The sequence below is a fragment of the Larkinella fluvii genome (assembly GCF_051857545.1).
Taxonomy (GTDB): Bacteria; Bacteroidota; Bacteroidia; order Cytophagales; family Spirosomataceae; genus Larkinella.
The window spans coordinates 163,191-176,986 of record NZ_JBPZHB010000003.1; the positions used below are offsets into that span (position 1 = coordinate 163,191).

11 protein-coding genes are annotated in these 13,796 nt (G+C 52.0%); 3 read left to right on the plus strand and 8 right to left on the minus strand.

From position 1 onward, the window contains the following. Nucleotides 1-20: 20 nt before the first annotated feature. From ACS5NO_RS08190 to ACS5NO_RS08225, 8 genes are all read right to left on the minus strand, one after another. A complete protein-coding gene (locus ACS5NO_RS08190; RefSeq protein ID WP_439414685.1) occupies nucleotides 21-152 on the minus strand; it encodes a hypothetical protein in 132 nt (43 codons plus the stop codon). A 304-nt stretch (nucleotides 153-456) separates the two neighbouring features. Beyond that, entirely contained in the window at nucleotides 457-891 is a 435-nt protein-coding gene (locus ACS5NO_RS08195) for a cupin domain-containing protein (RefSeq protein WP_439414686.1), read from the minus strand. A 72-nt stretch (nucleotides 892-963) separates the two neighbouring features. Further along, nucleotides 964-1,545, minus strand: a complete 582-nt coding sequence (locus ACS5NO_RS08200; RefSeq protein ID WP_439414687.1) for a Crp/Fnr family transcriptional regulator — start codon at nucleotides 1,543-1,545, stop codon at nucleotides 964-966. 291 nt (nucleotides 1,546-1,836) lie between these two features. Continuing rightward, nucleotides 1,837-3,852, minus strand: a complete 2,016-nt coding sequence (locus tag ACS5NO_RS08205; RefSeq protein WP_439414688.1) for a tetratricopeptide repeat-containing sensor histidine kinase — start codon at nucleotides 3,850-3,852, stop codon at nucleotides 1,837-1,839. Nucleotides 3,853-4,210: 358 nt separating this feature from the next. Further along, entirely contained in the window at nucleotides 4,211-4,798 is a 588-nt protein-coding gene (locus ACS5NO_RS08210; protein ID WP_439414689.1) for a right-handed parallel beta-helix repeat-containing protein, read from the minus strand. A gap of 79 nt (nucleotides 4,799-4,877) precedes the next feature. Then, nucleotides 4,878-5,423: a cupin domain-containing protein gene (locus ACS5NO_RS08215; protein ID WP_439414690.1), complete on the minus strand. Its 546-nt coding sequence runs from the start codon at nucleotides 5,421-5,423 to the stop codon at nucleotides 4,878-4,880. A 149-nt stretch (nucleotides 5,424-5,572) separates the two neighbouring features. After that, nucleotides 5,573-9,694 carry a two-component regulator propeller domain-containing protein gene (locus ACS5NO_RS08220; protein WP_439414691.1) on the minus strand — a complete coding sequence of 1,374 codons (4,122 nt, stop codon included), beginning with the start codon at nucleotides 9,692-9,694 and terminating at the stop codon, nucleotides 5,573-5,575. A 230-nt stretch (nucleotides 9,695-9,924) separates the two neighbouring features. Then, nucleotides 9,925-11,061, minus strand: a complete 1,137-nt coding sequence (locus ACS5NO_RS08225; protein WP_439414692.1) for a redoxin family protein — start codon at nucleotides 11,059-11,061, stop codon at nucleotides 9,925-9,927. Between the two features lie 139 nt (nucleotides 11,062-11,200). Here ACS5NO_RS08225 and ACS5NO_RS08230 point away from each other — a divergent pair, with 139 nt between their 5' ends. From ACS5NO_RS08230 to ACS5NO_RS08240, 3 genes are all read left to right on the plus strand, one after another. Beyond that, entirely contained in the window at nucleotides 11,201-12,343 is a 1,143-nt protein-coding gene (locus ACS5NO_RS08230; RefSeq protein WP_439414693.1) for a sensor histidine kinase, read from the plus strand. Nucleotides 12,344-12,478: 135 nt separating this feature from the next. Beyond that, complete coding sequence (locus ACS5NO_RS08235) at nucleotides 12,479-13,150, plus strand: hypothetical protein (RefSeq protein WP_439414694.1); 672 nt, start codon at nucleotides 12,479-12,481, stop codon at nucleotides 13,148-13,150. Between the two features lie 87 nt (nucleotides 13,151-13,237). Further along, on the plus strand, nucleotides 13,238-13,768 hold the full coding sequence (locus ACS5NO_RS08240) for a hypothetical protein (protein ID WP_439414695.1): 531 nt from the start codon (nucleotides 13,238-13,240) through the stop codon (nucleotides 13,766-13,768). The last annotated feature ends 28 nt before the right edge of the window (nucleotides 13,769-13,796 follow it).

A 13,796-nucleotide genomic window follows, 5' to 3' on the forward strand; every position in this document is an offset into this window, starting at 1 on the left:
TCGAAAAGGTGGACTATTGTTTAAATTTGGTCAGAATGGCGGTATTGACCGGGCGAAACGCCGAATTCTTCGGCGGCAGCGTTGCGATTGGAATTGGTCCCATCCACCCAATCCGGCTGCCCCGTAGCTGCTTTGTCTGGCTCCTTATCCATCGCCGAAACGGCCATCGAAAAGCCAAGGAAAACGACCAGCAGATAAAACTGGTTGCCAATGTATAGTAGAATGTAAAGTCATATCGAATGGAGAGGGGCCACTAGATCCGTCCGAACGAGGGGATGCTGATGTGGCCATGAATTGAATTGAAACGGCTGGCACGAATTGATGAGCGGTTATATCGAAAACCAACCGCATTTGGCGCGGACCGATCATCCTTGCTGACCAACCCGGTGGATACGCTGGGAACAGCCGGGTTTCGGTAGCCCAAAAAACCGCCTACTACAACCTCAAACCGGTTGGTCAGTTGGCCACGGGCACCAGGCCATGCTCCAGCATAATGGCCTTCAATCGGCCCATATCCGGCGGACCACCGGCCTTTAATACGCCAAGAATGTCTTTGAAGTAATTGGCTGTGAACACGCCGGGATTGGCGTAGGCCAGGATTTCCACCGTTTCGTCGGAGTCGTTCGTGAAGCTGTGAATCCGGCCTCTTTTAATAAAGTAATGATCACCGGGCCGGAGTTGCAGAGCCTGATCATCCACCGTCAAGGTAAGCGATCCTTTCAAGCTGTACAGGGTTTCATCGAAATGGTCATGATAGTGCGCAGCTGGCACTTTCGCATTGGGATGAATCACGACTTTGAAGAGCGTAAACTGGGCGTTGGTGTCGGCCGCATCTAAACAAAAATGGATTTCCAGGCCATTGCCCAGATTGATTACTTCACAAGGTTTCATAGCATTTTCTTTAGCGATAGGACAAAGCAACTTACCGGGAGCCGGTAAAAAATTGATTTGAATCAAGAAAGTTCATAAGTGCCGGTTTCTTTTTCGAATGCGGCTGAGCGTCTCGGGGGTTACGCCCAAATAACTGGCGATGTGGTATTGAGGAATACGGTTGATCCAGTGGGGGGATTCTTTCATGATTCGGCGGTATTTTTCGTCCGGCGTTTCCGTGGCCATGTTGCTGAGCATGTTTTTAAGCTTGGCCACGGTGTGCCCCCGGTTGATAATCTGGTAAAGCGCATAGTCCGGAATCGTTCGGGTGGCATATTCCCAGTTTTCCCGGTTGAGATAAATCAACTGGCAATCTTCCAGCGCCTGCATGCTCATGGTTGAGGGAGTGCGGTTGATAAAGCTATCCATTTCGCCACACCACCATCCTTCTTCGGCAAAAAATATGGTTCGTTCGGTTCCTTCCGGGGTGTTGTGGTATTGTCTGAGGCAGCCTTTCAAGACAAATGCCAGGTGTTTGACCACAGCATCCTGCTGAAAGAGCAATTCATTTTTAGGAACAAATCGCTCCTGAAAAAGCAGAATAAATTTCTGGAACTCTTCTTGGGGAAAATGATGTCTTTCCCGTAACGTTTTAAGCAGTAGGTGAGTGTCCATAGGGAAGGGATGAAACTTCGGCTAACGGGTTGGGATAGATCATTGACCGTTTTGGTAATTGTTACTGCTTTTGATGACAGATCAGGATATGAGTTCAGGTCATACAGACCCGATTCTCCAAGTTTGACTGGCCAGGATTTGAGATAAGATCGCCTTACCAAACTGGGGATTAAAAATCAATTTTGATTGTCCACCAGCGGCTAAGGGGCCGATTAGACCTACCACCGAGAGGATGCGTTTCCTAAATTAAGTGTGGATTTGTTGTGATTAACTGCGGGCAAAAACCGCTATTTACGCCGGCAACCTGACCACCATTTCGGTGCCATCACCCGTCTGCGTTTCCACTTCCAGGCTTCCACCGTGTCCTTTAGTGATGATGTCATAACTCATCGATAAACCAAGCCCGGTTCCCTGCCCGGTGGGCTTAGTAGTAAAGAAGGGTTGAAAGATTTTGGCTTTGACCGATTCCGGAATGCCGGTACCATTATCTTTTACCCGGATTTCCACCTTCCCGTTGCTGCGATGGGTACTCACCGTCACCGTCGGCCGATACCCTTTCGGTGTCGCCTTTTGCCGCTCCGCAACGGCATAAAAGGCATTATTGTACAGGTTTAGCAACACCCGGCCCATGTCCTGGGGAACCAGTTCGATGGGCGATAGATTGCCATCAAAGTTGGTCACCAGTTCGGCATTAAAGTCTTTATCTTTCGCCCGAAGCCCGTGATAGGCCAGTTTCAAGTATTCATTCGTCAACGCGTTAAGATCGGCGACTTGCCGCTCTCCGGTGCTACTGCGACTATGCTCCAGCATGCCTTTGACAATCGAATCCGCCCGTTTGCCATGGTGGTTGATCTTTTGAAGGTTCATGGTTAAATCGTCGGCGATCGCCAGCACATCTTCCAGTCGACCCGCTGAAGCTTCTTCTTTTAGTTCCTGCACCAACTCTCCGCTTACTTCCGAGAAGTTCGTGACAAAGTTCAGGGGGTTCTGAATTTCGTGAGCGATTCCGGCCGTGAGTTCACCCAGAGAGGCCATCTTTTCCTTTTGGATCAGTTGAGCCTGCGTCGTCTGGAGTTCCCCCAGTGCCTGCTCCGCTTTGCCCCGCTGCTGATCGAGTTCGGTTTTTTGACGAGTCAGCAACTGGTTGCTACGTCGTTGACGTTGATTGGTTCGCCAAAGCAACCCGGCCACCAGCATCACCACGGCGATCAGCCCCGATAGCCCATACAGACGGATGCGGTTTTGATAGGATGCCTCCAGAGCGGCCTGTTCCTGTTGACGCTGCTGTTCCTCAAAGCCAAGCGTGAGGAGTTGTTTGATTTTTTCCTGACTGAAGAGGCTGTCCTTAGCCGCTACGGCAACTTTGTAATAGCGCAGCGCCTGCGTATTGTTGCGCCCTTCGTAGAGCTTCGTCAGGAGTTCGCTGGCGGATAGAATGCCATCGAGGTAATTCGTTTGCTGTCCGGCTGCGAGTGCCCGGCTGGCGTTGACGATGCTGGAATCTATAGCGCCGGTTGCCTGGTATAAGGAGGCAATGCTCAAATAAATATCCGCCATAATAACCGTCGAATTACTTTGCCCGGCGGCCACCAGAGCCCGGCGGTAATACGAAAGTGCCGTGGTGGTGTCGTGACGCTTTAGGTGTAAATCGCCCAATACGTAGAGGTTATGGTCCAGAACGATTCGGCCTTGTTCCTGTTCAGTCAACAGTGTGGCCTTTTTCAAGTAATAGTCGGCCGAATCCAACTGATTGATCAGAAGGTAAGCTTCTCCCAGATTGCTATATAGAATAGCATAATTTAGGACGGCTCTTTGTGGATCGTTCCGGTGAACCTGGTCAAAGACTCGTTGCGATTCCTTAAGCAGACGGAGCGAGCGCTTGTGGTCTTTTTGCGCCTGATAGGGAGAAACCATGTTGTTGAGTACGGCGGAAATGGCAGGCAGATCGTGAATGGATCGGCTAATCTGAAGCGATTGCTGAAAAAAGCGAATAGCTTTCGGATAATCTCCCAGACTGGAAAGACTGCTGCCCATCATACTAAGTCCCTTGGCCTGACCGGGTTTATCGTCCAATTGCTGCGCAAGCCGATACGCCTGTTGCGCGAGTCGATAGGTGGTGTCGGGTTTGATGTCGAGATAAAGACGCCCCAGCCGGTTCAGCCGACGCACCCGATTGGTATCAGCGCGTTGCTGGATCAATTGTCGTTTCAAACTGTCTATCTCGGTTGACTGGGCGCAGGCCATCCAATTACTTCCCCAGAACAGGGAAACAAAAGCGAGTAGGGCGGGGTGTAGCGAACGTTTCATACGTAGTTTAATGGACCTGGTTAAGGGAGCAGGTGGTTACCAGCTCGATCAGGGTTCAACGAACCTAAGCTTTTCGTTCCTAATCACCGTGTACCACTAGATGGGTGCTATTGCAAGTGTGCCAACCGATTTGTTGAGATCGGGCTGCATCAGTCGCCTGGCGGTTTCGGTAATGGAATGACCTATGTCTTAATTCGTTGAATGATTGCTGAAAAAAGGTAACAGGCGGTTTGCTGCTGCGTTTAAACCATTAAAGTAGGAATTATAAGCAAACGCATAGGTACAAGCAAATACATTGGGCCTGTCTGAGTTTGATAAAGGTTGTCAGATTTTTATCCCAAATGACAACTGTATGTAGTCAAACCAAAGTGGACAACTTAGCGGGAAAAGAGAAGAGACAATGGGTCAGACTGGGACTGCTGCGGATAGTATTATAGACTCCCCCTCCCGAATCGGCGGAATTTGACGTAAAGCTACAGTTGGTCAGAATGGGATTGGAGCTAGTATTTAACATTCCCGCACCATTATTCCTGAAATCGATCGTATCATCATAGTTGGCATGACCACCCGTAATGACAAATCCATCCAGAATGGCCGTACTGCTGATGTCTGAGTTGGATATGACGTGGTAACTGTTGTTGCCCGGGTCGCCCGTTCCAATATCGCCACTCAGGGTGGTGCTGGTGGTAGGTTTGTAGGTTCCCCCGGTGACCCGCACCTCACCGCCTGCGCTGAGCGAGTTGATGGCGCCCTGCAAATCAGCGGTGGCGGTGGCCCAACTGGTGGCCGTCGCCGGATTACCGTTGGTGCCGGTCGTCGATACAAACCGGGTGGTCTGGGCGGAAACGACCAGTGAAAAACCGAGCAGGCATCCCAGCAATAAAAACCGGGTACGCAATGCTGCAACGGCATGGGTCGGGAATAGGGAAGTAAAATGTTTCTTCATCGTACACGAATAGATTAAGGAAGAAAAATGGAAACCGCCGGAGCATCGGCTGATGCATGGTAGCGGTTTTTGCAGGTTGTTAATCAGGCAACTTGTACCCGAGCGTACTGCCCACGAAGGCCAGAAACCGCATGAGCCCGTGGGGCGGGTTGGCCGACTTGATTTCTTTTTCGTGGTCGACGAAAAGCATCGAAATCCGGATCAGGGAACCGAAGTTCTTTGGCGGCAGCGTCATTTTTCCACTGGTAATCAGGGTGTGCATCCGCCGGAAAAACCGCTCAAAACCGAGGGCGGGTTTGTGGATATTGAGGAGCCGAACCGGTTCGGGATGTGAATTTTTGAGCGTATGCGGTACACCCGCCGGAACGGTTGCGGTTTCGCCCGGTTTGACCAATCGCCATTGGCCGTCGATCCACACATCCAGCGTACCTTCCAGCACCTGATAGCTTTCCTCGGCCTGGGGGTGAATGTGCTGCGGAGGCCCCTCAAAACCGGGCACCAACACATTGATGACTTCAAAAAAAGCACCGTTGGTGTCTTTCGTGTCTTTGGTAATTTGCCACCACATGCCGGCGGCTGGAAAATCCAGAATTCGATCCGAATCCGTCTTGTTTAACTCTTTCATGGTCGCTGTTTTAAATAAGGGCAGGAGCCACCTGCCGGTGGAAAATGCAGTTTCCAGTGACCGGTTTTTGGGCCCTGGTTAGCGACACAAGGATACGCAAGCGAGGTGTGTAGGGAGGTGGACTATTGTCCGAAAAGGTGGACTATTGTTCAATGCTGGCGCGAAAGGCGAAAATTGGCGGGCGAAATGCCGAATTCGTCGGAAAACACCCGGCTGAAATACTTGGGGTCTTCGAAACCGACGGCGTAGGCTACTTCCGAAATATTCAGGTCCGAAGCGGCCAGCAGTTCTTTGGCTTTGCCCAGCCGAAGCGCCCGAATATACCGGGTGGTGGACATGCCGGTGAGGGCAACCAGCTTGAGGTGAAGCGTGGAGCGACTCATGCGCATCCGTTGGCAAATGGCCTCAATCGAAAAATCGGGATTGTCCAGCTGCTCTTCCAGCGTCGTCCGCAGCTTCAGCAGGAAAAGGTTTTCCAGTGGATCGGTTCCTTCGGCAACTGTCGGATCGGGTGCGCCGGTTTTTAGCGCCAGTTGGCTGTAATGCGCCTGCAGGATTCGCCGGGACTGCAGCCGGTTTTCCAGCACCACCCGCAATTCTTCCCGCTGAAAGGGTTTGGTCAGGTAAGCATCCGCGCCCCGCCGGAGCCCGCTGATGCGGTCGCTGGCAGCGGCTTTGGCGGTCAGTAACACGATGGGAATGTGGCTGGTGCGCGGATCGTTCTTCAATTCATCACACACTTGAAAACCGTCTTTCTGCGGCATCATGACGTCACTCAAAAGCAGGTCCGGTATATGTTCAAACGCCAGATCGATACCCAATTGACCATTCTCAGCCCGCAGAATCCGGTACTCGTTCCGGAGGCAGGATTGGATGTACGTGGCGACATCGTCGTTATCTTCCACCAGCAGCAGCACCGGTTTTTCACCGGCTAACGAAACCACCGGTTCGGTTTCGGCACGGTTTTCCGGGCTGATCAGGACAAGGCCGGTGGTCGCAGCGTCGGTTGGCGATACGTCGACCAGCGCAACGTCGGCTAACGGGGCCTTTTGGGTGCGGGGGAAACTGACCACAAACTCGGCACCCTCACCGGGTGAACTCCGCACCGCCAGTCCGCCGTTCATCAGCAACACCAGTTCGCGCACCAGCGACAGCCCGATGCCGGTTCCGCCGGTTTCGGAAACCGGACGGGTTGAAACCTGAAAAAAACGGTCGAAAATGTGGTGCAAACTGTCGGGTTCGATGCCCGGCCCGGTGTCGCGCACCCAGATCGAAAACCAGGGTTCATCGCGGTGTTTGGTGGGAGAAATATCCTCGTAAAACCCCTCGCCCGGCGGATTCCAGTTGATGTGGGTGGACAGATGGAAATACACATCACCCCCAGCAGGAGTAAATTTCAGGGCATTCGTTAACAGGTTCGAAAGAATGTCCTGTAGTTTATCCTGATCGAAATCCGTTTCGCAGGTTTCTACAGCAGTGTAAAAATGGAGTTGAATGGCCTTCCGGTCCGCCATCGACTGAAACGATTCGGCGAGGTACCGGCTGAAGCGAACCAGATCCGACCGACCGAACTGGAGTTGCATTTCGCCCGCTTCGAGTTTCGACAGATCCAGAATCTGGTTGATCAGGCGCAGCAGGTTGCTCCCGTTGCGTTCGATCAGGTCGGATGCCTGTCGAATCCGGTTGGATGGATCATCCCGTTTCAGTTCCGACGACATGCCCAGAATAACCGTCAGCGGGGTGCGGAATTCGTGGGAAATATTGGCAAAAAACCGGGATTTGGTTTCGTTCAGCCGTTGCAGCACCTGCGCCTGTTGGGCAATGATTTCTTTGTCGTCCTGAATTTGGGCGGTGGCTTGTCGGATTTCGGTTTGCAGTTGTTTCTGTTCCTGCTGGTGGTTCCAGATGCGCCACCGCAGCCAGCCCCAGATCCCGCCAATCAGCAGCAAAATCGTCAGGACAATAAACCAGATTTGCAGGTAAAAAGGCCGGAGAACCTCGACCTGAATCGCCAGCGTGTTGGCCGACCACTGCCCGTTGGCGGCCTGTCCCTTGATCAATAATTGATGGGTACCGTAAGGTAGATTACTCAGCCGCAGGGAAGACTCGGTTTGAAACGTCCAGTCCTGATCCAGGCCTTTAAACTGATAGGCATAGACGTTTTTTTGGGCGTCGGTAAAATTCAGCAGTGCAAAATCAAGGGCACTCGTTCGGTCATCCGGTTGTAAAACAATTTCGTTGGTTTTTACTAATTCCCCGGTTTTGTCGATCAGTTTATCGGACGAACGATCAAACTGATGAAAAGAAATAATCCGCATCGGTAGCGGAACGGGTGGTTTTTCGGCTTCAAAATCCCGTGGATCAAAAGCGGTAATACCGTTGAGGCCGCCGAAATAAATTTGCCCGGTTTTATCCTGAAAATGCGAAATCCGGTTGAATTCGTTGTGGGTAATGCCGTCCTGCACAAAATACGTCCGGGTAGTCAGCCGAACCGGATCGAACCGCATAATCCCGTAGTCGCTGCTCATCCACAGATTGCCCCGCCGGTCGGGGTAAACCGCGTAAATATTATCGTTCGATAAGCCTTCCGAACGTCGAAACTGGCGAAAGCGGTTTTTGGGGCGATCCCAGCGGATCAGGCCGGAGTTGGCCGTTGCCAGCCAGTAAATGCCTTTCGCATCCTGGTAGAAATGCTGAAAATTGTCGGCGGGCAGGTAAAAACCGCCTTTGCCACCACTCCAGTAACGGGCCGTGACGCCTTTGGTAGAATCAACAGCATACAAACCCGAATTGGCGCAAATCCATAAGGTACCCTGCCGGTCGGGAGCGATGTGGAGCACATGAGCCTGAGCGAGTTCCGGAAATTGATGATAGGCCGTAAATGGTTTTGACTGCCCGGTTTGGGTATCCACCCACCGAAGGCCGGTTGACGTTCCGACCAGCCAGGACGCCGGGGTCATCGGATGGAGAGCCCAGATGGAGGACGCATCGGGCAACTGTACGGTGGTGTACCTGCCTGACGAGGGGCTATACTGCACCAGTTGATTCCCGTTTCCGGCGTAGATTTTTCCCTGCCCATTCGAGGCTAAGCCGTACGCAAAAACCGTGTTCCCGTACAACTTTTTGGGTAAGCCACCCGCTTTCGGAACCGCAAAGAGACCCCGTTTTTCCAGATTGGCGAAGACCTGATCGCCCAGCACGGTGATGCCCCGGGTTGCTACTTGTTGGGCTTTGTTATTTTCCTGATAAAAGAATCGTTGAAAGGGATTTTTAGTCAACTTTACCTGATAAACCCCAAAACTGGTTCCCAACCAGAATTGCCCATTCTGATCGCGATAAAAGTCCCGATTTTCAATGATTTCGCCAGATGTTTGTCCGGCAATGGTGAGTAAAGTTCGGTTGGTTGAATCCCGTAAACTGATGCCATCCCAGACCACACCGGTTTGATCAAATGGATAGCAAACGGGGCCTTTATACCGTTTCATCGATTCGAGCAAAGCCGGTGACCACTCCCGCCGATGCCCCGATTCGTCGACGCTAAAAAAACGGTGACGCTGTTTTTGGGCCGGATTATACACCGTATAGAAGAATTCAATTCCGGCGTTACGCTTCCCCCAACACCAACTGACGACGTCTTTTCCATGCGAAAACTGATGGACAATACGTCCATCGGCGGTGAGTTCAACGAGCCGGTTTTCATCCGCAATCGCCCAGACGGTGTTGTGGGCAGTGGTACGAAACGTGCCCAGCGACTTAAATTGCGGAAGTGAAACCACCCGCAGGCCCGAGGTCGGATGATAGGAGAGGAGCGCAGCGGGTTGGTAGTTTGTTAAGTAAATGGTTCCGTTATCACTGCTCACCAAGCCCTGAAGATCCGTAAATGAAGTCGGAAGTTGTTGCTTTTCAAACCTTTTCTTTAACGCAATCGACTGGTTTGTCTGCGGATTAAATACCGCAATATTGGTTTGGCTTTTGGGGCCCATCAGCCACAAATTTCCGTCGGCGTCCCGGGCAATCGACTGAATATCATCAAAATCAAGTCCGTTGTGGCCCTTGGTGAATGTGGTGAAGGTTTTGCCATCGAAGCGATTGAGACCGAACTTGGTTCCGAACCACATGAACCCCTGTTTGTCCTGAGAAATGGCATTCACTTCGCGGTGCGACAGGCCATTTTCCGGCCCGTAGTGTTTCACCGAGGCCGCGAACTGCTGGGCGTTTGCCAGCGTAAAAAAACTAAGAATCAGGCCTGTCAGAAGGCTCGCGGTTTTCAAGGTGGGTTTTGTCAAAGCCCGGAAAGAGAAAACAAATTTATAAATGAAAATCAATCGGAGCGGTGTCCTGATCGTTAAATGTACTTTTTAATTAAATGAAGAGACTTTTTGGGGAATAATAAATGTAAAATGATGAATGCTAAATGTAAAAGTGGGCTGACGCGCCTGAAACACTTTTACATTTAGCATTCATCATTTTACATTTATTATTTATTTTAAAAAACTGCTTCTCAATAATACCGCCCAATCAACCGGTTTTCCACAATCTTCCGTTTCATTTCCAGCGGATCGATCGGCCCTTGTTTGCTGTAGACGATTTTGCCGCCCGGTTCCACCAGAATCGTGTAGGGCAGGGCACCCTGCCAGTTGGGATCGATGGCTTCGATCAGCGCGTATTTGTCGTCCGAACTGAACAGGTAATTCTGGTTGGAAGCCTCTTTCTTCTTCAAAAATTCGAGGGCTTTGGCTTTTTTGTCGGGCTTGTCGGCCGAAACCGTCACGAACTCGAAATCCCGCTCGCGGTACATCCGGTCGATGGTGATGAACTCCGGAAATTCCTGCACACACGGTCCGCACCAGGTCGCCCAGACGTTGATCAGCCGCAGTTTGTCGGAATCGTTTTTGATCAGTTTTTTCAGACCGGCCACGTCCACATCGGCCAGGGAAACCGGTCGTTTCGCCCATTCAGCCTGCTGTTTCTTAATGTAATCACTCTTTTCGATCCATTTTACCGAACAGCCGAAGGTCTTGGTCGTCGCCATCGGCACCTTCTGCCCAGCCAATACCGCATCCAGAGCCGCCCGGGCATCTTCGGCGTTGGCCGAGCCCGGTTTTTCCTTCGCATCGAACCGCCCGGCGTATTGCAGCTTGTGGTCTTTGTCGAAAATGAAAACGTGGGGCGTCGCCACCGGGCCGTATTTCTCCGACGTGGTTTGCGTGTCGCCGTCGTAGAGATACGGAAAATTATAGCCCTTCGCTTTGGCGCGCACCTTCATCTCGGCAAAACTGTCGCTCAGATCGGTGTAGCCCAGTTCGGCCAGGCTCACGGTGGCCGGGCTGTTGGGCGAGATAACGACAAAGTTCACCTTCTTGGGTTTGTAATCCTTCACCAACTGAATCAGGCGGTCTTCGTAGGCCTGCGCGGTGGGGCAGTGGTTACAACTGAACACGATGACCAGCGCGGGTGAACCGGCAAAGCTTTTCAGGCTATACTGCTTTCCGTCGACGCCGGGCAGCGAGAAATCCGGGGCCGAAGCACCAATTTCCAGGGTTTTGTGATCCGCTTTCGGCATAAAAGCCAGCGTGCCGATCAGAACGATCAGTCCGGACAGTCGGTACAGCCTTTTGATGAAGAGATTGGTACTCATCGGAATAGTTCATATTGTGTAGGAATACTCTACTTTAACCTGAAAATAATGAAATAAAACCGTATGGGAAAAATCCATACCGAAATCTGACGGTTTGTGGGCTAAAAATGCGGATTCAACCGACTATCTTTTGAAACAAATGGCCGGTAAACTACTTTTAGCGAACGGTTTAACGCCTTCGCATCCGGCCCATACGAAACGAGAACAACCCGATTCCGTGAACAAAGTGACCATGACCCAACCCATCAACCGGGTCGAGCCCATCAACGACAAATGGCTGCAAATCATCGGCACACCGGTGGCGGTTTTGCCGTTCGTGTTCTTTTACATGAATGAATACGGCTACGATTGGCGTCTCTTTGCCCAGGCTTTTCTCTGGGGACTGGTTTCAACCGCCTGTGCCTGGCAATTGCTGCGGTGGTGGGTAATGAAGGTGCGGGTGCGCTATGCCGACCGGACGCAGTTCCGGCAGCGCATTCTGACGACGTTTCTGGGGTATTCGCTGCTGATCATTCCTGTGCAACCCATCGAAACCTGGGTGGTGAGCCATGTGGATTTTACGGGGATGGTTACACCCGCCGAATTTCCGCGTGTTTACCTCATTCACATCGGCATGGCACTTCTGTTTGCCCTGCTGGTGGGGGCGATTTACGAAAGTATGTACTACCTCCAGAAAAACCGGGAAGCGATCACGGAAGCCGAAGCACTCAAAAAGGCGACCTTGCAGAGCCAGTATGACACGCTGAAAAACCAGGTCAACCCGCATTTTCTGTTCAATTCGCTCAATTCGTTGTCGTCGCTGATTACCGAGGACAAAAAGCAGGCCGGGGCGTTTCTGGACGAACTGGCGAGCGTCTACCGGTATTTGTTGCAGGAAGGCGAGCGGGAATTGACTTCGCTCCGCAGCGAGGTGGAGTTTATCCGGTCGTATCTGTTTCTGATTGAGACGCGGTTTGGTTCGGCCATTTCGTACGACATTCGGGTGGAAGACCGGTTTCTGGACGATATGCTGCCCCCGCTGACGCTCCAGACGCTGGTCGAAAACGCCATCCGGTACAACGTCATTTTGCCCGAAAAACCGTTGCGGCTGACGATTGAGACCCTAGGAGACGGTGAGTTGCTGGTCACCAATCCGATTCAGCGCAAACCGCTCCGCGTAACGGCCATTCCCATCGGACTGGGGACGCTCACCGACCGCTTCCGCCGGCTGGGCCTGCCCGCGCTGGAGATCAAAGACGACGGCGAGGAGTTTCGGGTGACGGTTCCGCTGTTGCGGAGGTAGTGATTGAAAAGAATTTAAAATGAAAAATGAGTAACGCCAAATGCAAAAGTTGCCCGCATGCGTCCATAATTTTTACATTTAGTATTCATCATTTTTCATTTTACATTCCTGTTTTTAATAACCAAGTAAACAACCATGAACACGTTAAAAATCAGTTTCTTCGCGGCTCTGTTGAGCAGCACCGTTGGTATGGCCCAATATGCTCCGCTGGGAGCCATCACCTCGTGGACCGACGGCTATGTCGTAACGACCGAAAACGATACCATTCGCGGGAAAGTCCGGGTGGGCGCGATGGTGAATGACGCCCCGGCCAGCGTCGTAGTGCGCACTGCCGACGACAAAAAAGTAACCTTCAAAGGCGAGAAACTCCGACTGGTGGCCCAGAACATTCCAAAATTTGCCTATGCTACCGGGGCCATTCCCCGCGAACGGGAGCAGGTGGTTTTTGAGCGGGTGCCCAATCCGCGCAAAGACGGAAAAACCGCTCTGCTTGAACGGCTGAGCCATCCGGGCAAAATTACGCTGTACTTCGACGCCAGCGGCTGGAAGAAAAGCGCGGAGTATACCTTCGGCAATTTCACGATCGGCACCAATCCGAAAGACCTCAGCTTCGTGGTGGTGAAAGACCAGACCAACGCGCGCATCGTGAAAAAAGGAACCATCGACGAGGAACACGAGGCTTTGTTTGGCGACTGCCCGGCCTTTGTGCGCCAGTTTCCGGCCGCCACGCGCCGGGACTGGAACCGGTTTGGCGAGATCGTGGAAGCGTATAACCGGACATGCGTGATCGGAACGGCGTTGAACTGACGGTTTTTGAAAAAAATGCGATGGGTTGTAGCGTTCGTTCAGCGCGTTACGTCATGGGTTTAGTAAACACTAAACAGACTTATTTCCATGAAAATCCATTCCATTCTATCCAGCTTCCTGATGGTTCGAAAAATGTCCGCTCTGTTGAGCCTGGCCGTCCTGTTGACGCTCGGAGCCTGTAACCAGGATTCGGCCAACGAACCGGCCCCGTCGGACAAAGACCTGACGAGTCTGCAAAAAAGTGCCGAAGAATTCGACCGGGCGATGAACGCCCGTACCAAAGCCGAAGGAACCCAGTTTACCATCGAGAAAGTCACCCGTGACGGCAACATCCTGACGGTGAAAGTGAAAGGCGGTTGTTCGCCCGAATCCTTCAAGGCCGTCTGGAACGGGGTCGAAATCATGATTTATCCGCCGACGATCCACCTGGCGCTGATTCATGAAACCGGCGAAGTTTCCGGCTGTCCGACCGATCTCGTACACACGCTCAAAATTGACGTTACCAAAGTGATTGGCGAGGGCGATCATTCCAATACAACCTTTGTCGTCTATAATGGGTCGAAGGTGCAGGACACCACGCTGAACCCGGACGGCACCGTTTCCAATTCCAACCGGTAAAATACCACTCATATCCGGAACGGTGGGC